This is a genomic window from Aequorivita sp. IT1183, from assembly GCF_058068265.1.
Genome location: NZ_JBYRHS010000004.1, coordinates 400402 through 423461 on the forward strand (window position 1 = coordinate 400402; position 23060 = coordinate 423461).

Annotated in this window: 20 protein-coding genes; 10 read left to right on the forward strand and 10 right to left on the reverse strand. The window is 35.5% G+C overall.

Annotated elements, in window-relative coordinates:
• Positions 1-143: 143 nt before the first annotated feature.
• The 7 genes from AC3RVF_RS10155 to AC3RVF_RS10185 all read right to left on the reverse strand — a co-directional run bounded on the left by AC3RVF_RS10155 (position 144) and on the right by AC3RVF_RS10185 (position 7597).
• A complete protein-coding gene (locus AC3RVF_RS10155) occupies positions 144-2111 on the reverse strand; it encodes a DUF3858 domain-containing protein (protein WP_489693314.1) in 1968 nt (655 codons plus the stop codon).
• Position 2112: 1 nt separating this feature from the next.
• On the reverse strand, positions 2113-4086 hold the full coding sequence (locus AC3RVF_RS10160) for a DUF3858 domain-containing protein (RefSeq protein WP_489691531.1): 1974 nt from the start codon (positions 4084-4086) through the stop codon (positions 2113-2115).
• A 67-nt stretch (positions 4087-4153) separates the two neighbouring features.
• Positions 4154-4813 (reverse strand): DUF1361 domain-containing protein, encoded by a 660-nt coding sequence (locus AC3RVF_RS10165; RefSeq protein ID WP_489693315.1) that lies wholly within the window; start codon positions 4811-4813, stop codon positions 4154-4156.
• Positions 4785-5177: a ribosomal maturation YjgA family protein gene (locus AC3RVF_RS10170; RefSeq protein WP_489691533.1), complete on the reverse strand. Its 393-nt coding sequence runs from the start codon at positions 5175-5177 to the stop codon at positions 4785-4787. The genes AC3RVF_RS10165 and AC3RVF_RS10170 overlap by 29 nt, the downstream gene beginning before the upstream one ends.
• A 67-nt stretch (positions 5178-5244) precedes the next feature.
• A complete protein-coding gene (gene creD / locus AC3RVF_RS10175) occupies positions 5245-6594 on the reverse strand; it encodes a cell envelope integrity protein CreD (protein ID WP_489691534.1) in 1350 nt (449 codons plus the stop codon).
• A gap of 94 nt (positions 6595-6688) precedes the next feature.
• Positions 6689-6988, reverse strand: coding sequence for a winged helix-turn-helix domain-containing protein (locus AC3RVF_RS10180; RefSeq protein WP_489691535.1), 300 nt, complete (start codon positions 6986-6988; stop codon positions 6689-6691).
• Positions 6989-7597, reverse strand: coding sequence for a hypothetical protein (locus tag AC3RVF_RS10185; RefSeq protein WP_489691536.1), 609 nt, complete (start codon positions 7595-7597; stop codon positions 6989-6991).
• Between the two features lie 537 nt (positions 7598-8134).
• Between AC3RVF_RS10185 and AC3RVF_RS10190 the strand changes: the two genes are divergently transcribed.
• On the forward strand, positions 8135-8494 hold the full coding sequence (locus tag AC3RVF_RS10190; protein ID WP_489693316.1) for a DUF1801 domain-containing protein: 360 nt from the start codon (positions 8135-8137) through the stop codon (positions 8492-8494).
• On the opposite strand, the gene kdsA is transcribed toward AC3RVF_RS10190, so the two are convergent.
• Together kdsA and AC3RVF_RS10200 are read right to left on the reverse strand one after the other, a co-directional pair.
• Entirely contained in the window at positions 8485-9303 is an 819-nt protein-coding gene (kdsA, locus tag AC3RVF_RS10195; RefSeq protein ID WP_489693317.1) for a 3-deoxy-8-phosphooctulonate synthase, read from the reverse strand. The genes AC3RVF_RS10190 and kdsA overlap by 10 nt on opposite strands.
• Before the next feature lie 82 nt (positions 9304-9385).
• Positions 9386-10777 carry a T9SS type A sorting domain-containing protein gene (locus tag AC3RVF_RS10200; RefSeq protein ID WP_489693318.1) on the reverse strand — a complete coding sequence of 464 codons (1392 nt, stop codon included), beginning with the start codon at positions 10775-10777 and terminating at the stop codon, positions 9386-9388.
• A 116-nt stretch (positions 10778-10893) separates the two neighbouring features.
• On the opposite strand from AC3RVF_RS10200, the gene typA reads away from it, so the two are divergent.
• The 9 genes from typA to AC3RVF_RS10245 all read left to right on the forward strand — a co-directional run bounded on the left by typA (position 10894) and on the right by AC3RVF_RS10245 (position 21904).
• Positions 10894-12687: a translational GTPase TypA gene (typA, locus tag AC3RVF_RS10205; RefSeq protein ID WP_489691540.1), complete on the forward strand. Its 1794-nt coding sequence runs from the start codon at positions 10894-10896 to the stop codon at positions 12685-12687.
• Between the two features lie 239 nt (positions 12688-12926).
• The gene (locus AC3RVF_RS10210) at positions 12927-13094 is read left to right on the forward strand and encodes a hypothetical protein (RefSeq protein ID WP_489693319.1); all 168 of its coding nucleotides are present in this window, start codon (positions 12927-12929) and stop codon (positions 13092-13094) included.
• The gene (locus tag AC3RVF_RS10215) at positions 13078-14472 is read left to right on the forward strand and encodes a class I SAM-dependent methyltransferase (RefSeq protein WP_489693320.1); all 1395 of its coding nucleotides are present in this window, start codon (positions 13078-13080) and stop codon (positions 14470-14472) included. The genes AC3RVF_RS10210 and AC3RVF_RS10215 overlap by 17 nt, the downstream gene beginning before the upstream one ends.
• Positions 14462-15943 (forward strand): sulfatase-like hydrolase/transferase, encoded by a 1482-nt coding sequence (locus AC3RVF_RS10220; protein ID WP_489691543.1) that lies wholly within the window; start codon positions 14462-14464, stop codon positions 15941-15943. Before AC3RVF_RS10215 ends, AC3RVF_RS10220 begins: the two co-directional genes overlap by 11 nt.
• Positions 15944-15958: 15 nt before the next feature.
• Positions 15959-17410, forward strand: a complete 1452-nt coding sequence (locus AC3RVF_RS10225; RefSeq protein WP_489693321.1) for a sulfatase-like hydrolase/transferase — start codon at positions 15959-15961, stop codon at positions 17408-17410.
• Entirely contained in the window at positions 17400-18404 is a 1005-nt protein-coding gene (locus tag AC3RVF_RS10230; RefSeq protein ID WP_489693322.1) for a GNAT family N-acetyltransferase, read from the forward strand. Before AC3RVF_RS10225 ends, AC3RVF_RS10230 begins: the two co-directional genes overlap by 11 nt.
• Positions 18401-19501, forward strand: a complete 1101-nt coding sequence (locus AC3RVF_RS10235; RefSeq protein WP_489691546.1) for a DegT/DnrJ/EryC1/StrS family aminotransferase — start codon at positions 18401-18403, stop codon at positions 19499-19501. The genes AC3RVF_RS10230 and AC3RVF_RS10235 overlap by 4 nt, the downstream gene beginning before the upstream one ends.
• Complete coding sequence (locus AC3RVF_RS10240) at positions 19502-20791, forward strand: O-antigen translocase (RefSeq protein WP_489691547.1); 1290 nt, start codon at positions 19502-19504, stop codon at positions 20789-20791. It abuts the gene before it with no gap.
• Between the two features lie 129 nt (positions 20792-20920).
• The gene (locus tag AC3RVF_RS10245) at positions 20921-21904 is read left to right on the forward strand and encodes a hypothetical protein (protein WP_489691548.1); all 984 of its coding nucleotides are present in this window, start codon (positions 20921-20923) and stop codon (positions 21902-21904) included.
• A gap of 8 nt (positions 21905-21912) precedes the next feature.
• Here the strand turns inward: AC3RVF_RS10245 and AC3RVF_RS10250 are convergent, their stop codons facing one another.
• Positions 21913-23052, reverse strand: coding sequence for a glycosyltransferase (locus AC3RVF_RS10250; protein WP_489693323.1), 1140 nt, complete (start codon positions 23050-23052; stop codon positions 21913-21915).
• Between the last annotated feature and the right edge of the window lie 8 nt (positions 23053-23060).

Below are 23060 nucleotides of genomic sequence, written 5' to 3' on the forward strand. Positions count from 1 at the left end.
ACGCATTCTTTAATGGAGATAAAAGCGGAATTTCAGACCGTGCGCAAATGACTAACTCAGAAGGAAAACTGACGGAAATATTTAGCTATTTACAAGAGTATGTAAACACTTCCGATTAACACTAAATTTTTCCGCGACTAAAATTATATTCTCTTAAGCTCAATAGGTTCTTCCGACTGAATTTTTACTAATGTTTCAAAAAATTGACGCAAAGCGGGATATGCTTCGGTTGAAAAACTTGTGTTGTTGAGCTTTACACTTAGCCTAACGTTTACTTTAGTGCCAGAAACATCGTAAACAACTGAAAGTTCCCCATCATTATTTGGAAGTTTTAATATTTTGTTTTCAGGAGCTTTTACAATCTCATACTGGTCTTTCAAATCTAATGAAACCAGGTAGTTGTTAATGACAGGATACCCAAAGTCAATTGGATATTCACGAGTTTCTTTGGTGAAAGGATTCTCAGTAAAATAGGTTTGAAATAAGAAGGGAAATACAAACAGTTTATCGCCTACTGGTTGCTCGTGTAGCGTAAGCTCATAACTTTCTTTATAAGGTTGTTCCAAATCTGTTTCGTTTTCAATCTGAAGCATAGTGATATTCAAAGCTTCATTGTTGCTCTGCTTTCTTTTTACAATATGTTCTTTTATCACATTGTAGTTTTCACTTCGCTTTGGTACTGAAATATAACCCGTAGAAACTTCATTAACCTTTCCAGAGAATATGCCTTTTTCATTGGCAGACAACTGCATATTTACATAATGCATATTTTTTTCGATAGGGGTAATGGGTTCCCAATAACTTCCTTCTTTAAAATCTAATACACGTCCTTCAATATTTAAAAGTCGAAAAGGTAGCATACCGAACGGCATATATTTATCTGTGGCATCTAGTATGTATTTTGTATTGTTGATGTTCAGAAAAACCACTGCGTAATTAAAATCTGTAAGCACAGGATATTGCTTTGTGGGCTGTGCCCTGTCACGGGTTGCTAAAATCATTATTTTTGGTTCTAAACCAACCGCTTCCAAAGCATTTATAAGCCCTAAATTTATTTCAGAATTATTCCCAGATTTTTTTTCGAAAGCATCTTTTACACGAATATCACTTAAAATTCGTGTTTCTTTATTCCAAGCCATAGTACTCTGAATAAAGTAATAAACTGCCTTCGCGCGTTCAAGTTTATCGGAAATATTCTGAATATTAGTAGGAAGCTGTTCTTCAAAAAAGTTGTTATATTTTAATTGGCGCCCTAAATCTTTATCATATCTAAATTCGCGATCTACATCCTTCCAAGTTTTGGAGTATGCATCTTTGCTTTCATTTAAGTGAACAATATCTCTAAGCTCAAATTTTAAGGAAGGAATGTAATTATTGCCTGAAAGCATGTATTTCTCCTCTTTATAAGCTGGAATGTCTTTCATTGCATACGTAGCCGATTCGCAGTCGCCAGGGACTTTAAAGCCGGGAAGGTGAAAGCAATCTCTAATTATATCTGCGTGATTTACATCCAGCTTTCTTTCGCCGTAAAGCGTTCTATTATACGTGTAATTTCCAGGAATTTCTGTATGTAATTCAGAATATATGGTCGGTATCGAATTCATAAAAGTCCATTCACCAAAGTTGCGTAAATAGGGAGTTTCAACACGATACGTATATTCAAGAATACTACCATCTTGCACGTTCGGAAATGTGAACTTTTTAAGCGACCAATGATCACTTTCATCGGTGTCAAAAATTGCATTATCGCTTACATAGATTTTTGATTTACCGTTGTGCGTAATTGCTTTTAGATTCTTAATGTTTTCACGAACATTGTTTTCGCGGTAGTAAAGAATTTGAACATGGTCGAATTCAAATTTTTTAGCATCGAATACCTTTATTTTTCTATGCACTTCTTTAATGAGCCTTATGTAGCCATCTGATACATCGACAGAATAGTTTCCTCTTTCATAAAGTATCACACCATTTGCCTCTGGATCTAAGGAATAGCTAGTCATAGCGTACTCTTCTGCCATGGGTTCCCCAAAAATATGAGCAGCCTTGGTTTGCGAATAATTAATTGAAAATAAAAGGGAAAACAAAATAATTAGTAACGATTTTAAATTCATTTTATATTTTTTTTAGAATGATTGCTTCTTCTTTCAACATGGTTATCATTGTCCCGAAATATTCCTTTAAAGATTGGTAGGCATCAGACGGAAAACGATAGGCATTCAGTTTCATATTAAAGCGGATGTTGATTTTGCTGCCTTCAGATACATAAGTTACCAAACACTCGCCATCGTCCCCGGGTAATTTTATGCTGCGGCTTTCGGGTAGTTGTTCAACTTTATAAACATCGCCCAAATCTATGGATAGTAAATAGGTATTTGTGAACGGAAAACCGAAATCTATCGGGTAGTTGCGCTCTTTCATTTTGAATGGGTTTTCAGAAATATAGGTTTTGTTGAAAAAAGGATAGAGGAGCACTTTGTCGCCCACCGTTTCGGGTTCTATAGAAATGTTGTAGTTTTCTTTCAGCGGTTTTTCAATTGCGTTGAGGTCTTCCACTTGGTATTCTTCAATTTCTATTCCTGCTTTATCATTTTCTTGGGTTATAATATACTCTTGAAGTGTACCGTCTTCAATAATGCTTCGTTTCTTTAAACCGATGTAGCCATAGCTAGCTTGACTCACTTTCCCAATAAAATCTCCATTTGCATCGGCGGTTATTTGAGCGTTTGCGTAATGTATGTTTTGTTTAAAAGGTTCAATAGGCATCCAATAACTCCCGTTTTTGAAATCCATCACGCGGCCTTGAATATTTAGCGCATGAAAAGGAAGTACTGCAAATGGTGTTTGTTTGTTGGTGGCGTCAAGTAAAACTCTTTCGTTGTTAATCATTAATACCGCCAAAACATAATTGAAGTTTGAAAGAACTGGGTATAATTCTGTTGGCGAACCATTTTCACGAGTTGATAGGATCATAGGTTTGGCGTATAATCCTGCTGCCTCAAGTGCATTTATTAGTGAAAGGTTAATGGCCGCTACACTTCCCAGTTTTTCATCAAAAGCGTCTTTTACTTTAATTTCATAATTAAAATATCTGCCATTCCAAGTATATCTTTCTTGTATAAATTTATAAACAGCTTTTGCACGCAGCATTTTATCCGGAATATTTAGGATTTCATTTGGGAGTTTTCTTTTAAAATAATTTTTCTGAGTTAATTGGTCTCCAAAATCTTCATCATTCTTAAAGCGTTCATCTACATCTTTCCAATTTCGAGTAAACACTTGTTCTTTCCAATCAACACTAAAACTTTTGAAAGACAATGGTTCATAAACAAGTCTCGATACGTAATTTTTTTTGGCAAGCATGTAATCTTCCTCGATAAAGGAGGGGGTATTTTCCATGGCGTATAGATGCACCTCAGAATCAACCTTGCCATTATAATTTGGTAACGAAAACCCATTCTGTTTTAATGACTTGTTTTTTATAGCCAATTCTTGAGGCCCGTACAGGATACGGTTATATTTGAAATTTACGGGCAGTACGGTTTGAAATAAGCTATAGATTGTGGGTAGTTCATGTTGAAATTCCCATCCATTCAAATAATAAAAATACGGTGTTACAATGGTATACCTATATTCTAAAATACTTCCATCTTGTACATCTGGAAAGGTGAATTTTAGTGTCTTTATGGAACTTGTTTCCTGTGTTTTGAAGAATCCGCTTTCTGGTACTTTGCTTTGTTTTGAACCATTATGGGTTATGGCTTCATATTCTACAACTTCCTCATTGTTCCATTTCCTTCCATCAAAAAAAGCGATCTCTACATCGGTAAAATCAAACTTTTTTGCATCTAGCACCTTTATTTTCCTATAGAATTCCTTCACAAGATAAATCCCGAAACCAACGGACTTAACATAATAATTGCCAGATTCATACAAAATCACCCCAGAGGCATCGGGTTCAGGCTTGTATATTTTTAATGCCAAATCTTGTTTGGTGGGTTGGCCAAAACTTTCAAAACGCGGAGTTTGTGCGTGAAGGCAAAAAATGTTAACAATAAAAAGTAGGAATATGCACTTTTTTATTCGCATTTTTAAAATTATAAATTGTGTTTCTTTCGCAAATTAAAATAATTATCGGAATCGTGAAATCATATTTTTAATCTCTATAAAGAAATTTTCCAAAGACCCAATATGCCAACTTCAGAAATAGTCCGATGGAAATTGTAAACAACCACGCTTCAATATGTATGAGTGGGTTCGTAAATATTTCAAAAACATCCATAAAAAGATGGTCTGGTTTATGAAGAATGTCCCACGAATTCCACCGTAAAACGCGGCCTAAATAGATTCCGAAACCAACTAGAAAAGGAAGGATAGCTGTAAAAACTGAAATTGTTTTTCTGCTGAAATGTCTAGAAAGCACTTCTTTAATATCGTTCACCGAAAACAAGTAAAACGCAATGCCTGTAATTGAAAATATGGCAATCATTAACGCGTCAAAACCAATCCATTCTGTAGGGCTTAAACGCAAGTGGATAAAGTCTGTTATTAAATAGGGTGCATTCGGAAGAAAAAGCAGCCACAGTAAAAGCAGCGAATAGAGCTTGTATTTTTTTAACGGTGCACGAGTTTTTACATACATAGAAATAAAAAGCGGAATCATTGCCAGAAATAAATTCCACGCTAGAAAAAAATAGAAAAAAGAATGTGTGCTTTTTGAGCGAATGGCAAGCAGAAAAACACACAAAACTGTTAGCGAAATAAGCGGAAACAGCATATTAAAACGATCAAAGAGAAATGTTTTTATTGTCTTCATTTTTAGTAAAAGTTTTTTCGATTAATAGAATAAGTAGAAAGCCAATTAAATACGCTAGAAGATCCCAAGGGTCAAATACCGAACCCAAAATTGTTAGCATTATTTCAGATTTGATATTTAGTTTTTCAGCAAGCTTAAAAAGCTGTAATAGTTCTACGAAATAAGCAAACGCCAAAACGGCAATTGCAATTTTGAGAACATTGTTTTTGATGAAAATTTTCAGAAACGAATACAGAAGTAGTATCACCAAAACATCTCCTAAAAAACCTCTTATAAATGGATTGAAGTGAAAAATTGCAATGCCGATTTCTATAAAGAGTAGTAGAAGCGTACTGTATAAATAGTTGTTTCTAAAAATGCTCATTTTGTAAATGTTGATTATAACCTCACAGTCTCAAAAGCCCGTGAGGTTTAGTTATAGTTTTTAAATATTAGCTTTCATTGCTCCAATCAATTTTTCGAGAAGCGAACATAATTATTGCTAAGATTAAGAAAAGTCCGACACTTCCCACTAGCAGAGCATAATTTTCTAACTGAATAATTACATATATAAAACCGTACAACGAGACCAAAGATCCGCAAATAAGTAGGGGAAATTTAAACCCTTTTATAATGGCGCGGGAGTAAACAGTAATCAATGCGAGCACCGCAAAAGCCGCAATAGAATACGCCTTAAAGAAATTGCTGTGTTCCGAAATAGAAATAAGCAGTGTATAAAACATTACTAAGGCCAAACCTATCATTACATACTGAAACGGATGGATGTATATTTTGCTAACTATTTGTATCAACAAAAACACCAGCAGGGTTAAACCAATTACCAAAAAACCATATTTTGCGGTACGTTCACTTTTTTGGTATTCGTCAACGGGAATTATGAGTTTGGTTCCAAAAGCAGAGGATGAAAGATTGGGGAGGTGTCCAAAAAACGATTGCTCAAACTGTCGGTTTATTTGCAATACGCGCCAAGAGGCCGTAAAACCGTCTTTACTAATTTCCTTATTAGTGTCTTCGGGTAAAAAGTTGCCGTCAAAACTAGGGGAGTGCCAGTTAGATTTCATAGTGGCGTCGGTTTCTTTTCCGATGGGCAAAAACTTCAGACTTTCGCTTCCATTAATTTTTAAGTTGAAGGAAAAAGGTTGCGATTCAGCAAATATGGCTTTTGCGTTTGGAATGTAATTACTTTGAATAGTATTAAGTCGTTCTTTTGAATATTGCGGGGTCATCGTTAGGGTTTCTGAAGCTATATTCACAACTGGAGTGGTCTTTATTCCCTTTAAATTTGAAGTTTTCAAAAGTACTGTAGCTTTTTCCCACAGTATATTTTCCTCAAGAATGTCTGTGTCTGAAAAATCTACTTTTGGAAATTTCCCTTTTACGTCAATTGCAGCAGTAAAAACCACAGATTCGTAAATACTTCTATTAAGCGGTTTTGTTTCAACTTGAGAGTTGATGTCTAATTTGTCTGGTAAAAAGTAGGCATATTCTATTGTTTCCTTCGTTTTTGTGAAATAAGAACTGCTTTTTTCGTTAAAGATTTTTTCTTCGGAAATTATTTTATAGGGAACTTTTACGATGGGACCGGAGAGAAGCACCTCGTTTCCCCACTTCTCGTTAATCTCGCGAACAACGGCTTCCTGCCTGCTGGCTCTTTCGTAGATAAGAGATTTTACAAATTCAAGCGGTATTAATAATACCAATAATAAAAACCCAACCACCAACATTCTTGCGGTGATGGAGTTTCGCATCCAATTGTTGAATTTACTTTTTTTCTGTTCCATAATTTTTGTTTGTAGAGTGAATAGTTAATTTGAAAGTACTTTGTATTTCAAAGCAAATAGGTAAAAAAATATTTATTGCTTTATCAGTCTCCCATCAGGGTTTAGGGCGCTGAATTAGTTTTTCAAGTGCTTCAATATGTTTTTTGAATTCTGCTTTGCCAAGTTTGGTGGTACTGTAACTAGTATTTGGTTTTCTGCCTACAAAACTTTTTTCAACCAAAATATATTCGGCTTGCTCAAGTGCTTTAATATGGCTGGCAAGGTTACCATCGGTAACATCCAGCAACTCTTTAAGGCGGTTAAAATCTGCATCCTCGTTAACCACAAGTATGCTCATAATACCCAGCCGGATACGATGGTCAAAAAGTTTATTTATGTTGTCTATTATGCCCACTTAGTTTTTTCTTTCTTTAAGATACATAATGCTTCCGTAAATAATGTGGAACAATCCAAAGCCCAATAACCAAAACCAAAAGCCATAACCCGGAAGAGCGGCACAGAAAAGTCCGATAATTATTTGGGCATACCCCAGATATTTTACATTTCCAATGGTGTATTTTGAAGCATTTACTAACGCGAGTCCGTAAAAAATAAGCATCAGCGCAGCGGTGAGCCCGTAGTGTTCGCTATTGATTTTTATTAGAATATAAATCCCACCGGTTGCCGATGGAATTAGAAAGTTCAATAGGAGTCGGCGTGTTGTTGCGTCCCAAATTTTCTCGTTGTTTTTATTGGCTTTTCGGGTGGTTAAGAGGAAAGCCGTTACTATGCTTAGTATTGCCACCAATGCTAGAAGTGCCACAAGAAGTTTAAAATCTAAACTATTAATGGCAATATATTCGCCCGGAGCCGGGAAAAGGTATACATAAGCAATTGCAGCGCCAACAATTGCGTAGAGACCTGCAAAAATTCCAGAGAGTCCGCTCAGTGAAATAAACCGTGACGATCGGTTCATTAAATTTTTAATCTCACTGATATCTTTTAAATAATCTTGCTCACTCATAATAAAGTACTTTGAAAAACAAAGTAAATGCAAAAATGTTTCATAGCCAAATTAATTTAGAAAATATTGTTACGCACGATTTTAGAACTATTAAAAAGAAAGAATTATCCTACAAAACAAAAAGGGGAAAACCCCTTTTAAATTCAGGCATTTTCCTCTTGACTAATGCGGGACTTCTTCGCATCTTTACATTATTAAATTAATTGGGGAGTTAATTTAAAATAATGGTAAAAAGCTGTTTCTTTTTAGAAGCAGCTTTTATCTTTTAAAGATATTGTAAATTTTGAAAAGAGGGAAAACCCTGTAGGAAAAACAGGAAATTTCCTATTGCCTAGTGTTTTTTTAAGAGCGATATTTATATGCTTATAAAATAATGGTATTATAAAGTATTGAAATAATGAATATTGCCCTTAACTGAAAAGTTTATTTTTCCTATCAATTATTTAGCCTATTTTATATTTATAGACTTTTTTTTAGCCAAAGCGCCCTGCCATTTACGAATGGCAGGGCGCTTTATTTTTTTTGTAACTTCACTTTGTGAAACCAGCTGCTGTATATATTTTAGAAAAACCAGAACCCTTCCGCGCTATATTATTGCATTTGCAGGCAACGATAGAAAATATTATTCATGAAACAGAACTTTTGTACAAATGGAAAATGCCTTTCTTTTATATTGAGAACAATCCGTTTTGTTATCTCAATTTTTCAAAAAAATATGTTGATTTGGTTTTTTGGCATGGCACCCATTTAACGCAGCATACAGAAGTTTTGGTTTCTGAAGGACGAAAACACATGAAATCCCTTCGTTATAAAACATTGGAAGGAATAGATCAACAAGTCTTAAATGATGTTCTTTCGGAAGCTTATTCTTTACGCGATAGAAAGTATTATAAATGATTAATCGTTTTGCGAATTGCTACAAGATCTGTCAATAGTTTGTCAAGCAGGTTTAAATTCAGCATATTGGCGCCATCGCTTTTTGCATTTGCGGGGTCGAAATGGGTTTCAATAAAAATTCCATCTACGCCAGTTGCAATTCCAGCTCTCGCAATTGTAGAAATCATTTCGGGTCTTCCTCCAGTAACACCTGCACTTTGATTGGGTTGTTGTAAACTGTGGGTTACATCTAAAACTACAGGAGCGTATTGTTTCATTGTTGGAATTCCACGAAAATCTACAATCATATCTTGGTAGCCAAACATAGTTCCACGATCGGTAATTACCACTTGTTGGTTATTGCAGTCCGTTACTTTTGTAACAGCGTGTTTCATACTTTCCGGACTCATGAATTGCCCTTTTTTCAAATTCACCACTTTTCCGGTATTCGCAGCGGCAACCACTAAATCTGTTTGACGCACTAAAAACGCTGGGATTTGCAAAACATCTACATATTCTGCAGCCATTGCGGCATCGCTTACTTCGTGAATATCTGTTACAGTGGGAACATCAAAAGTTTCAGAAACCTTTCGTAATATTTTTAAGGCTTTTTCATCGCCAATTCCTGTAAAGCTATCAATCCGGCTTCGGTTTGCTTTTTTAAAACTTCCCTTGAAAATAAAGGGGATTTCGAGCTTATCGGTAATTTTCAAGATCTTTTCAGCAATCTGCATTGCCATTTCTTCGCTTTCAATAGCGCAGGGGCCAGCGAGGAGAAAAAAGTTATTGGAGGTTGTGTGTTTTATTTTTGGGATTAGGTTTAGTTGCATCGTAAAAGCTTATTTTAATACAAAGGTAGTTAAAAGCATCATTCACTCAACTTTGAAAAACCAATAGAGTGTTTAAGAAGAATTAATCTTTTAAAATTTTAATTGTTTGTGAATTTCCATTTTCACCTTCAATCCTTAAAAAGTAAACTCCCGATTCTGCTTTGGAAATGTCGATTTGGTTGTTCTCTGAAGTTATTTCAACCAATTGCCCCAAAATATTAAATACTGAAACTTTTGAAATAGGTTGTTTTGCTTTTATATAAAGCACACCATTTGTTGGATTTGGATAAACCTGGTAGTTGGAAACTTCGTTTTCTGAAATGCCCAAGGTACTATTTGTATACCAAGCTAACTTGTTGTCGCCAATGGAAGCGGTGGTAATATCTAGCCAGCCATCGCCGTTAAAATCTGCCGCTGCGGCATCCTTTGGAAAATCCACCTCTGTGTTAACGGATTGTCGAGCGCTAAAGGTGCCTAATCCGTCCTCGTTTTTTTTCCAAGCAACGAAGTTTATGTTACTGTTCCAAAGAAGCATATCATTATCGCCATCGTTATCAAAATCGTAAAATTCATACAAGCCTATATCATTCATCAGAAATTGTAGAGGGCCAAAACTTCCCGAATCATCCAAATTTTCGAGCCAGTCCGTCCCATAACTTGAGTTGTCATCTATCCAGGTAATTATTACATCTTTTTTACCGTCAGTATTTATATCGGCATATTGAAATTCAACAATATTAGTTCCGCCAGACTGTACCCAATTAAATTGGTGAATAATTTGCATTGGGCCAAGGCTTGCATTACCCATATTTTTATACCAAAAAATTTTTCCTTGACTATAGATAAATTCTGTGGCAAGAATATCTAAAAGCCCATCGTTATCTATATCTTCCAATGCAATTTTCGCAAATTCATTTGGGTTGTCTATCAATAAATTTTCTGGGCCAAAGGTGCCTTGTCCATCTATATTTTCATACCAAACTACCCATCCTGTAAAAGTATCTGTTAGCGTCGCCAATAAATCTAAATCGCCATCATTGTCCATATCGATTGAATTTACAGTACCTATAAAATCTTCTTCCATTAATATTTGTACTGCTCCAAAATTACCCGCTCCATCAAGGTTTTCAACCCACACCACCTGCCGAGGATTATTTCTTAAGTAAAGAATATCTTTATCTCCGTCACTATCTAAATCCACAAAGTCTACGGAAAGATATGAGGCACTTGTTCCTTCAATCACATTTTCGCTTCCGAAGTTTCCAGCACCATCAAGATTTCTATACCAACTAAGTTCGTATGTTTCACCCGAAGCGGTTAAAATATCAACAAACCCATCATTGTCAATATCAAAGGGAATGGATAAATATGGTTTTTCAGTAACTGTAGAAATAATCTGTTGTTGGCCAAACCGCTGCGCAAACCCAGAAATAGTCCAAAAGATTGAAAGTGTGAAAAGTAGAAATATTTTCATATTAATAGATTTAGAATAAATATATCGTTTTTATTTGATAAAATTAAATCACAACTTTTACTTCTAATCCACTTAGAAACACTACTTTTGCACCCTCTTAAAAAAGGAGTAGCTTTATGAAAATCAAAAACATCGCAATTATTGCACACGTTGATCACGGTAAAACCACCTTGGTTGATAAAATCATGCACCACTGTAGTATTTTTCGTGAAAACGAAAATACTGGAGATCTTATCTTGGATAACAATGACTTGGAGCGTGAACGCGGTATTACTATTACTTCAAAAAACGTTTCAGTAATATATAAGGACACTAAAATTAATATTATCGATACCCCTGGTCACGCCGATTTTGGTGGAGAAGTAGAGCGTGTATTGAATATGGCAGATGGTGTTTGTTTGTTGGTAGATGCCTTTGAGGGGCCAATGCCACAAACACGCTTTGTGCTTCAAAAAGCAATCTCACTTGGCTTGAAACCTTGTGTGGTTATTAATAAAGTAGATAAAGAAAACTGTACACCAGAAGAGGTGCACGAAGCTGTTTTCGATTTAATGTTTGAATTAGGTGCCGAAGAATGGCAACTAGATTTCCCAACCGTATACGGTTCTGCAAAGCATAACTGGATGAGCGACGATTGGAAAAAACCAACAGATAACATTGAACCTTTATTAGATATGGTTTTGGAACACGTTCCAACTCCAGTATTTGAAGATGGAACTGTGCAAATGCTAATTACTTCATTAGACTTTTCATCATTTACAGGACGTATCGCTATCGGTCGTTTGCAACGTGGAACTTTGAAAGAAGGTATGCAGATTGCACTTGTTAAGCGCGACGGAAAAATAGTAAAATCTAAAATAAAAGAACTTCATATTTTTGAAGGTTTAGGCCGTAAAAAAGTTACTGAAGTACAAGCAGGAGATATTTGCGCTTTGGTTGGCTTGGAAGGTTTTGAAATTGGTGATACTGTTGCCGATGTAGAAAACCCAGAAGCATTGCAAACCATCGCTATTGATGAGCCTACAATGAGTATGCTTTTCACTATTAACGATTCGCCTTTCTTCGGAAAAGACGGAAAGTTTGTTACATCACGCCACATTAGAGAACGTCTTGAAAGAGAATTGGAGAAAAACCTTGCATTGCGTATGCAATCAACCGATAGTGCCGATAAGTTTTTGGTATTCGGTCGTGGGGTTTTGCACCTTTCTGTTTTAATCGAAACGATGCGTCGCGAAGGTTACGAATTGCAAATTGGACAGCCACAAGTTATCATCAAGGAAATTGATGGTGTTAAATGTGAGCCTGTTGAAGAAATGACTATCGATTTACCTGAAGATGTAAGTGGAACCGCTATTAATATGGTGACTATCCGTAAAGGTGAAATGATAAGTATGGAAGGAAAAGGCGATAGAATGATTTGCAAATTCCTTATCCCTTCTCGTGGAATTATCGGTATGCGTAATCAACTATTGACTGCAACTGCTGGTGAAGCAATTATGACACACCGTTTTCTTGAATACCAACCTATGAAAGGTGGAATTCCAGAAAGACAAAATGGAAGTTTGGTTTCTATGGAGCTAGGTTCTGCAATTCCTTATTCTATTGATAAATTGCAAGACAGAGGCCGTTTCTTTGTAAATCCGAACGAGGATATTTATGAAGGTCAGGTTATTGGTGAAAACACACGTCAGGATGATATGGCGGTGAATATAACTAAAACCAAAAAAATGTCGAATGTACGTTCTTCGGGAGCTGACGATAAGGCAAAAATTATTCCAGCTGTTAAGTTTTCTTTGGAAGAAGCATTGGAATACATTCAAAAAGATGAATACGTAGAGGTAACGCCACATTTCTTAAGACTTCGAAAAATACATTTGAAGGAAGCAGACCGTAAGCGTAACAAGATATAATTAACGATGTAGGACTTTTAGACGTAAGACGTAGGACTAAAAAAAAATGATTAAAATTAGGTTTCATTTTTTTGGTCTTGTGTCTTACGTCCTTTAGTCTTAAGTCTTTTTTCAAAAAGAAACTCGGCTTTCAATCCATTAAACTCGGCGTTTTTTAGTTTATTTGTGGTCGCTTAACGGCAAAATAGTAAAAAATAATAGGTATGAATTTTCTTTATTTCGATCCAGGGTTAGGAGCCATGATAGTACAAGCAGTAGTGGCAGCAGCAGCTGGCATTTTGCTTTTCTCAAAAGGTGTTATGTATAAGGTGAAATCTTTCTTCGGAATGGTAAAAGAAGAGGAAGATACTTACGATTCAATTGATGTTGAAGAGCAAGACACTGATAAAGATGACGAAAAAAGCTAACGCACACCAAGCCTCATTCCGCGATCCTTCCGGATACATGTTTTATGATGGAAAAACCCTGAGAAGGGCCATCAAACCTATTTATTTTCCGCAGTACAATAAGTTGAAAGACAGTGGTTTCTTCAAAAACCTTATTGCTAATAACTTGCTTATTCCTCATGAAGAAACGTCCGCTTCTTCAGAAGAAATTATTATTACTCCTCAAGAAATTCCTTTTATTACAAACCCATACGAATGGAGCTTTGAGCAGTATAAACACGCGGCACTTCACACCTTAAAAATTCAAAAATACGCGCTTTCAAAAGGTTTTATTTTGAAAGATGCTTCTGCATACAATATTACTTTTCACAACGGGAAACCTATTTTTATAGATACACTTTCTTTCGATTTTTACGAAGAAGGTACGCCTTGGCGCGCATACAAACAATTCATCACGCATTTTTTAGGACCGCTAGTTTTGGCGAAATATCACGGCACCGAAATTTTTAAAATGATGCAAACGCACATTGACGGAATTCCGGTGAAATTGATTTCTTCTTTATTGCCTTCCAGAACTAAATTGAGTTCGGTAATTTATCCAAACATTCACTTGCTTGCAAAAATGGAAAGTAAGCACAGCGAAGACTACAAAGCCGAAACTAAAATTGCGATACTTTCCAAAAAATCACAAGAAAATATTATTGAAAGCCTTTACGATTATATTAAAGGTTTAACGCTGAAAGAAGCCAGCGAATGGGGTGATTACTACGATAAAACAAATTACGACGAAACTGCTTTTGAAGCCAAAAAAACGCTGATAAAAGAGTGGATAAAGCCATTGGCACCACAAAAATTGATTGATGTTGGCGGTAACGACGGCACTTTTGCACGCACAGTTATTGACAGTGTTCCGCATATAATTGTTACCGATATTGATAGTAACGCCGTCGATTATAATTACAAGCAAGTGCAGCAAAACAAGGAAACTAATATGTTGCCTTTTGTGTGCGATGTTTTGCAACCAGCGCCCGGTATTGGCTTCAATAATACAGAACGCAACTCTTTAATAGAACGCTTGGCAGAATATGCGCCAGACGTTACTATGGCCTTGGCATTGATTCATCATATTACACTTTCTGGAAATGTGCCTTTTGAAAAATCGGCTGAATTTTTCGCGTCTTTTTCGAAGAATTTAATCATTGAATTTCCAACTCGCGACGATTCTTGGGCGCAATCGTTGTTAGTTCGCAAGCGTGAATTTATAAACCATTTCGATTTTTACAATGAAATGGAGTTTGAAAAAGGCTATTTACAATACTTCACCCTTGAAAAAAAGGAAACGGTAAAAGGCACAAAACGTTTGCTATATTTGTTGAAAAACAAGAATCTTGAAGCCTAAAAAAAGTATTCTAGGAAAGCATTTTCAAAATATTTCGCAAAACCCTGTTTTAATCGCACTTGGGGTTGGTTTGTATCCTTTAGTTTTTTACTATTCCCGCAACTTCGGAATGATTAATTCTTGGGAACAATTCGGGTATTTTTTGCTTCTTTTTATAGTACTTCCAATTGTTTTCTTTTCCGTGTTGAAGTGGTTTTCATCGTTCACATTTACTTCAAAATGGGGTAAATTTATGCTTCCGTTTTTCAGTATTTTCATATTTCTATTTTACATCAAAATCATTTTGTACGCCGCTATTGAGCGTAAAATTATATTGGGAATTTTTATTGTTTCCGCACTGATAGCCTATTTTCTGTACAAACATTTCAAAAAGTGGATTTTGCTTCAGTTAATTTTAGCGGTTATTGGGTTTGTAGGTTTAATACCAATGCTGTTTAAATATCTTAATTATTCTTCAGATTGGATGCAGCAACCCGACAATATTGAAGAAGTTGTTTTTCAGAAAAAGCCAAACATTTACTATATTCAGCCCGATGGTTACGCTAGTTTTTCTGAAATGAAAAGTGATTATTATAAAGTAGATAATTCAGATTTCAATGCATTATTGGCTAAAAACAGCTTTAATAATTACCCCGATTTTCGAAGTAATTATATTACAACTATTACATCAAACAGCGCTACGCTTATGATGAAGCACCATTACTACAATAATGGAAAGGACTATTCTGAAATGCTAAACGCCCGGAAAAATATTATCACAGAAAACCCGGTGCTTTCTATTTTTAAAAACAATGGTTACAAAACGCACTTTATTACGGAGCATCCCTATTTATTGGTGAATCGCCCAAAAGTGGGGTTCGATTTTGTCAATTTTAATTATGGCGAAATACCGTATATCACCACTGGTTTCAATGTTAAAAGAGAAGTTTATCCAGATTTAGAAAATGCAATTGCCGCTAAAAAGGACGGTGGAAATTTCTTCTTTATTGAAATCTTTGAGCCCAGTCATATTTCCACAACAAAGGAAGCGTCGAAAGGAAAAGAAGCAGAGCGGGAGCAGTGGATTGAAAAGCTACAAGTGGCCAATAGCAAAATTGAAAAAATGGTAACTCTTATTTCCGAAAAAGACCCGGAAGCTTTGATCATGATTATGGCCGACCACGGTGGTTTCGTGGGCTTAGATTATACCCGCCAAGTTTACACGAAAACCACAAATCCCGAGATAATTTATACTACTTTTGGAGCTATGCTGGCTATAAAATGGCCCGATGGTGAAGCACCCGAAATAGATTCACATTTAAAAAGTTGTGTGAACGTTTTCAGGATTTTGTTCTCCTATTTAAGCAATGATCAAAAATATTTGCAGCATTTAGAAGCGGATGGCAGCTACCTTATTTTAAAGGAAGGAGTCAAGCCGGGCGTATATAAATGCATTGACGATAGCGGAAATATAGTGTCTAAAAAAGTATAAATTCATAAAAACTTAATGAGTAATTTCTTGGTAAAATACTTCAAAGGAAATTTTAATCCGTTGCTCACGGGTCTAATTTGTGGATTTTATCCGCTAGTTTTTTATTTTTCGAATAACTTTTCGGCTATTAATTCGTGGGAGCATTTAGGATTTTTTCTACTGTTTTTTATTGGTATTCCAGTCGTTGTTTTTTCGATCGCTTCGTTAGTCTTCAAATATTCTGAAACACTTTCAAAATATAAAACTCATATACTTTTTGTACTGATAATTATGACTGTGGCTACGCTTATGTCGCAAGCAATGTATCTTACAATTAAAAAGAAAATGCTTTTGGGACTGCTGATTGTTTCAATTTTGGCAGCTTGGAAATTACACGCACATTTTAAAAAATTACTTGTTATAATTCTGTTGATGAGTATTCTCCCAACGATCACTTGCATTATAAAAATTGTGGAGCACGAGCAGCAAATGAAGTGGACGCAGTTACCAGATTCTATTACAGAAACTACATTTAAAACTACTCCAAATATTTATATGATTCAGCCAGACGGCTACGTAGGGCGAGATATGATGGAAAGTGAATTGTATCATTTTGACAATCCATTTTACGGTTGGTTGGAAAATAATGGTTTTAAGATTTATAATAATTTCCGAAGTAATTATCCAGCTAGTTTAACCTCCAATTCATCGCTTTTTTCAATGAAGCAACACCGTTTTGGACAGGTGCTTTTTCCATCGATTGATATGCCGAATTCGCGCGATCTAATTGCTGGAGACAACTCCGCCATTGCAACTTTACGGAACAATGGGTATAAAAATTTCTTCATCGTTCAAGACGAATATTTTCAGCAAAATCGCCCAAAAGCGAACTACGATTATTACAATTTAAATACTGATGAAATACCATATTTTAGCAACGATAATAATGTGAAAAAAGTAGTTTTTGACGATCTAAAAGCTGCAATGGATACGGTAGAAATCGACGGTCCCAAGTCTTTCTTTGTGGAAAAATTGTTGCCGCATCACATACATTTTGCAGCTTCAAAAGAGGAGGAGCGCGATACGTATATTGAAAAAATTAAAGAGGTTAATAGCTGGTTGGAAAACACGGTAAATTATATTTCTGAGAAAGACCCGAATGCAATTATTGTAATTTTAGCTGATCACGGTGGTTGGGTTGGTTTAGGAAGTTACCCAGAAATGTTTTCAACCACAGATGCAAATCAAATACATTCCACTTATTCTACTTTGGCAGCCATAAAATGGAACGGAAATTTGGTAGAAGGAATGGATGCTGAATTGAAAAGCAACGTAAATGTATTTCGAGTGCTATTTTCAATTTTGAGCGAAAATTCTGAGTATTTGAAATATTTGGAAGATGATTCGAGTTATAACCTACAGAATGGCACTGTTTCAAAATCTGTGAGGGCAGTAATTGACGACAGTGGAAAAGTGATTGCAAATTAAAACCGAAACTAGCGAATTGGATAATTACAACATAGAAAAATATCAACCATCGCAAAAAACTGTGTGGGACAGCTTTGTAAAAGAAGCAAAGAATGCTACGTTTTTGTTTCAGCGGGATTTTATGGACTATCATTCCGAAAGGTTTACAGACCATTCGTTGTTGGTTTTTAAAGGCGAAAAGTTGGTTGCGATACTTCCTGCAAATATCTCGGGTGCCGAGCTACTTTCGCATCAAGGTTTAAGTTATGGCGGACTAGTTTTAAGTAAGAAAGCCACTTTCGAAGAAATTTTGCCGATTTTCAAAAACATACTTACTTTTCTGAATAATGAGGGAATAGATGTATTAAGGCTGAAAATGCTTCCAAAAATTTATCATCAATTACCAAGTGACGAAATTCAATATCTACTTTTTTTAATCAAAGCCACATTAACACGTAGCGATTTAACCAGCTGTGTTGATTTCGAAAACCGTTTGAAAATTAAATCTTCAAATCGCTTACGCGGAATAAAAAAAGGAGTCAAAAATGAATTGGAGATTAGGGAAGAAGCAAATTTCGCACCTTTTTGGAACGAAGTTTTGGAGCCTAATTTAGAACAAATTCACAATCAAAAACCTGTTCATTCTTTAGAAGAAATTGTGTTACTGCAATCTCGCTTTCCTGAAAACATCAAACAATTCAATGTTTATAAAGGCGAAAAAATTGTAGCCGGAACCACCATTTTTGAATCGGCTACTGTAGCACACGCCCAATATATTTCGGCAAACGAAATTGGGAAACAAACAGGTGGTTTAGATTTTCTCTTTAATCATTTATTGGAGCATTTTTCGCATAAAAGATATTTCGACTTTGGCATCAGTAACGAAGCGCAGGGAATGCAAGTGAACAAAGGGCTTTTAAACTGGAAAGAAAGCTTCGGCGGGAGAAGTATTGTTCACGACTTTTATGAAATTAGAACGGAGAACCATCACCTTTTAAACGACGTATTTATATGATTCCCTTTTTAGATTTGAAAGCAATCAACCAGCGTTTTGAAGCGAAATTTCAAAATGAATTCCAACAATTTTTGGATTCTGGTTATTATATTTTAGGAAATCAGGTTAAGCTATTTGAAGCCAATTTTGCGCGCTATTGCGGAACAACTTATTGCATAGGCCTTGGAAACGGTTTGGACGCACTGCGGTTGATTTTAGAGGGTTATAAAATACTTGGGAAGCTAGAAGAAAATGATGAAGTGCTGGTGGCTTCAAATACATATATTGCAACAATTTTAGCAATAAAACAGGCGGGTTTAAAACCAGTTTTGGTAGAAGCAGATTTCGATAATTATAATTTCGATATAACTTCACTTAAAAATTCTATTTCCAAAAAAACAAAAGCGATAATGCCCGTTCATTTATACGGCCAGCTTTCGCCAATGGAGGAGATTTTGAAATTTTCCAGTGAAAAGAATTTGTTAGTTATTGAAGATGCGGCACAAGCGCACGGAGCAAAAAATGAAGTTGGCAAAAGCGCAGGAAATTTAAGCGATGCTGCGGGTTTTAGTTTTTATCCCTCTAAAAACCTCGGAGCTATGGGAGATGGGGGAGCAGTAACTACTAATGACAAGGCTTTAGCCGAAGTAATTCACAAGCTTAGAAATTACGGCACTTCAACAAAATACGTCAACGAATATTTAGGTTTTAACTCTAGACTGGATGAGTTGCAAGCAGCATTTTTGAATGTAAAATTGCCAACGTTGGATGCTGATAACGAAAACCGAAGAGAAATTGCGAAAAGGTACATTTCTGAAATAAAGAATGAAAAAATCGTACTTCCGAAGTACGATAGCAGTGAAAATCACGTGTTTCATCTTTTTGTGGTTCGCGTAAAAAATAGGAATGCTTTTATAGATTATTTGGACAGAAATGGAATCGGTCATTTAATACATTACCCAATTCCACCGCACAGACAACAGGCACTTTCAGAGTTTTCACAGTTAAGTTTTCCAACTACCGAAATAATACACAACGAGGTAATAAGTATTCCTATGAGTCCGATAATGACAAAAGAAGAAGTAACAAAAGTGATTTCAATTTTAAATCTTTACTAATTGAAAGTTCCACAATTCATAAAAGGAAATTTACTCTTAAAGATGACTTCTTTAAACGCCGGTGTTATTGGCGTTAGGTTGTTTATTTCCCTTTTTATTCAGCGATTATTGGCTGAAATGGTTGGAGAAGCTGGAATCGCAAAAATCGGTTCCCTCCGTAACCTTTTGGAAATGCTTAGCTCATTTGCATCTGTGGGTATTTTCAGTGGCGTTGTAAAATACGTTGCCGAATATAAAGATGATAAAGAGCAGCTTCAAAAATTGTTTTCTACCACTTTTGTTTTTACCACTGTAGGTACAATTGTAGTTTCCACAGTCCTGTTTTTTGGTTCAAGCTATTTAAGCACTACTATTTTCGACTCTCCAGATTATATATACCTTATAAAACTTTTGGCCGTAATTGTGCCATTTATAAGTATGTATCGCATCTTTAATGGGATAGTCAACGGGCTTTCGCGTTATAAAAAATTGGCTGGAATAGATCTTTTCAGTTATATTTTGAGTGCTGTTTTAACAGTGGTTTTATTGCTTAACAACAATATTGATGGCGCACTTGTTGCCATCGCTATTACTCCCGCATTACAGTTTTTTGTATTGCTTTTCATTTTTATAAAAGTACTTCGGGAATACGTTCAGTTTTCCAAACTTTCTTTTAAAATGCCGATGGCCAAAGGGTTGTTGGCTTTTTCATTAATGTCTTTTTTCTCTACGGTTTTGTTGAACTATGTTGAAATTGATATTCGTGTTATGATTCAAAATCGCATCACAATGTCCGATGCGGGAATTTGGACCGCGATGACCAATATTTCAAAAAATTACATGGTTTTTTCGAGTGCCATTTTTACGCTGTATGTGCTTCCAAAGTTTGCAGGAATTCACAATAAAACTGATTTTAAAGCAGAACTTTTCAATATCTACAAAACATTACTACCACTTTTTGCTGTTGGGATGTTGCTGCTTTTCTTTTTACGAGATTACGTAATCCAAATTATTTATCCAGATTTTGTGGCAATGGCGCCCCTTTTCAAATGGCAATTGTTGGGCGATTTTGTGCGTTTGGCAGCTCTGGTTTTAGGGTATCAATTTTTAGCTAAAAAAATGGTGCGAAATTTCATATTTTCAGAATTACTTTCACTTGCAGTTTTTTATGGTTTTGCCTATTATTTAGCTGGAATTTACGGCATTGAAGGCGTAGTAATGGCGCACTTTATACGATATGTAATTTACTTTTTTGTGGTATTCTTCCTAGTGTTCCGTTATTTCAAAAAACAACCCAAAGTAGTTGAATAGTAAGTAAAACTTGATTCTTTTATTTAGGGATTTCTTTATTGTAATTCTGTAGTAATCTCTTTGGAAATTGGGCGGCGCAAACAATTCAATATGGTTATCTTTGCAGCAAAATTTTGAAGCTTAATTTTTATGTCTTTTACTCTTTTCAATCCATTTGACGATTTAATTTTTGACGAACACTTTTGCTTCCTTTCGGGGGCATTAACGAATGAGCGCATCTCGGTTTTTCCGGAATGGCTGATGGATCATTTTAAATTTGGTGAAGAGAAAATTGAGATGATGGATAAAACCAAATCTTACAAATATTCCGATCTTGAATTGCCCTGCTCTCCTGAGGTAAAAAAAGCTTTCGCAGAACTCGATTTAAAAGTTCAAACAGCATATAATAAAGGCTTTGAAGGCGTAGCAGCTCTTGATGAAGAAGTACTTTTTCAATGGACAGGTAGAATTGTATATGGACTTTTGTATTACGAGATGGTTTATGAAAAAGACAGGCTGCTAAGGCAAGGTGAGGAATTTAAACTTTCTCCGATGCTTCGGGAACGATTTGGAAACTTTCATTTAATGCTTCAATCATTAATAAACCCAGTTTCATTTGTTGGCAAAAAGCCTTGGAGCATTATCGTTTTCCCACTTAAATATTCATCAGATATTTTTAGTTACCGCGATGACACTGTGAATTTAATGTTTTCAATGGGCGTTAATGGTTTTGGAATTATTGCGTGTTTGCAGGATAATGGTGTAATAGGAGAGAAGCAAAATGATATCGTTGAAAAAATGAAAGGCCACGTTTTACATCCTATTCAATTTGAGGAATTATACGCGCGTTTTCACTATTCAGATTATATATATCAATATAAACCTGAGTACAAAATTGAAACACGAGAAGATAAAATTATCGTTGAATCTTTGCCCGTTAAAGCTGTGGGTAGCAAGCCGCTTTTCGGGTTTTGGGATGAAGATATATTTGCCCAATTACTTTCCAATTATTGGCAGGTTTATGGTATTGAAAGAGAAGATATTTTAAAGTTTCAAAAGCCGCCACTTAGCTTTCTTGAGAATCCATATTCAAAAGATTTTATCGATCCCGAATCTATTGAATTGCCTTTTTAACGTCGAAATTAATCCGCATTCCAAAACTCCAAATATTTTTTGGCGATGGAAATATAGTGGTGTTCCCGTTCTATAAACTTTCGGGCATTGGTTGAAATGGCACTCAGTTTTTCAGGATTTAAAATCAAGTCTTCTAGCTTTTCGACTAAATAATCTACATCGGGAAGCGTGTTAATGCACACTTCGTCTTCCTTCAAATTAAACCATTCTAAAAACTCGGTTTCGGCTCCAGTAAAAACCACTTTTCCTTTTGCCATTGCCTCCAACGCGTTATAACCTTGGTCGTACGCAAACACTTGGTCTAAGAGAATATGTGCCGAGTTATATTTTTCGATATATTCTGTATACGGTACATTTTCAACGGTAATTACTTCAACTTTTGAAGGGTGTTTTTTTAGTATTTTTTCAAGCGCAGCTTCAAAATAATCATTTCCTTTTTTGAAATAATTTTCTCTATTTATGCCGTGAAAAATGATGATTTTCCCCTGTGATGAAATAGATTGAAATTTTAATTTCTCAGTATTTACAGGGTTCGGAATTAGTCCGAAATACTTTTCAGTTCCCAAAAGTGGAATGTCATAATCAAAATCTGAAGCTGCTACACCACTTACATTTTTAAGAACAAATTTGTGTAAATCTTCGTATTCGGGTTTTAAATATTTTAAGGCTGGGAAATAGTCTTTTTCTGAAATTTTCCCTTCAAAAAGTGGATTGAAAATAGAGTAACGAAACTTCTTTTCAAAAGCATATTTTACGCTCGTATAATCCGTGCCGCAGGAAAGTAGAAATAGTTTTTTGTTGTTAGTTTTTAAATATGAAATGATTTCCTTTTCGTATTTCGGCAAAATTCCGAACGGACTTTCGTTTATTAATTGCACGGCATCAAAACCTTTAAATTTTTCTTTTTGCTGAAAAAATTGGTTTTTCAAAGAAAGCGAAGTAATATCCAACCCGAAAAGTCTGTACAATCCAACTTTCACTTTTTTGAAGATTCCAGAATCGTAATTTCGTTTTAGTAGTACGTCTGACGGAAAACTTTTAAATTCATCGCCTGTGGAAACTAACGTTACTTCGTGGCCCAGCGCCAATAATCCTTCTTTTAAGGAATTGTGGAGTCTGCTGTATTCGCCTACCAAAAGTATTTTCATTGTTCGCT

Bases quoted from the DNA above. Each gene is read 5' to 3' on its own strand.
- AC3RVF_RS10235 (WP_489691546.1), top strand. From the start codon at position 18,401: ATGATTCCCTTTTTAGATTTGAAAGCAATCAACCAGCGTTTTGAAGCG.
- AC3RVF_RS10200 (WP_489693318.1), bottom strand. From the start codon at position 10,777: ATGAAAATATTTCTACTTTTCACACTTTCAATCTTTTGGACTATTTCT.
- AC3RVF_RS10250 (WP_489693323.1), bottom strand. From the start codon at position 23,052: ATGAAAATACTTTTGGTAGGCGAATACAGCAGACTCCACAATTCCTTA.
- AC3RVF_RS10185 (WP_489691536.1), bottom strand. From the start codon at position 7,597: ATGAGTGAGCAAGATTATTTAAAAGATATCAGTGAGATTAAAAATTTA.
- kdsA (WP_489693317.1), bottom strand. From the start codon at position 9,303: ATGCAACTAAACCTAATCCCAAAAATAAAACACACAACCTCCAATAAC.
- AC3RVF_RS10160 (WP_489691531.1), bottom strand. From the start codon at position 4,086: ATGCGAATAAAAAAGTGCATATTCCTACTTTTTATTGTTAACATTTTT.
- AC3RVF_RS10215 (WP_489693320.1), top strand. From the start codon at position 13,078: ATGACGAAAAAAGCTAACGCACACCAAGCCTCATTCCGCGATCCTTCC.
- AC3RVF_RS10165 (WP_489693315.1), bottom strand. From the start codon at position 4,813: ATGAAGACAATAAAAACATTTCTCTTTGATCGTTTTAATATGCTGTTT.
- AC3RVF_RS10210 (WP_489693319.1), top strand. From the start codon at position 12,927: ATGATAGTACAAGCAGTAGTGGCAGCAGCAGCTGGCATTTTGCTTTTC.
- typA (WP_489691540.1), top strand. From the start codon at position 10,894: ATGAAAATCAAAAACATCGCAATTATTGCACACGTTGATCACGGTAAA.
- AC3RVF_RS10155 (WP_489693314.1), bottom strand. From the start codon at position 2,111: ATGAATTTAAAATCGTTACTAATTATTTTGTTTTCCCTTTTATTTTCA.
- AC3RVF_RS10170 (WP_489691533.1), bottom strand. From the start codon at position 5,177: ATGAGCATTTTTAGAAACAACTATTTATACAGTACGCTTCTACTACTC.
- AC3RVF_RS10245 (WP_489691548.1), top strand. From the start codon at position 20,921: ATGTCTTTTACTCTTTTCAATCCATTTGACGATTTAATTTTTGACGAA.
- AC3RVF_RS10225 (WP_489693321.1), top strand. From the start codon at position 15,959: ATGAGTAATTTCTTGGTAAAATACTTCAAAGGAAATTTTAATCCGTTG.
- creD (WP_489691534.1), bottom strand. From the start codon at position 6,594: ATGGAACAGAAAAAAAGTAAATTCAACAATTGGATGCGAAACTCCATC.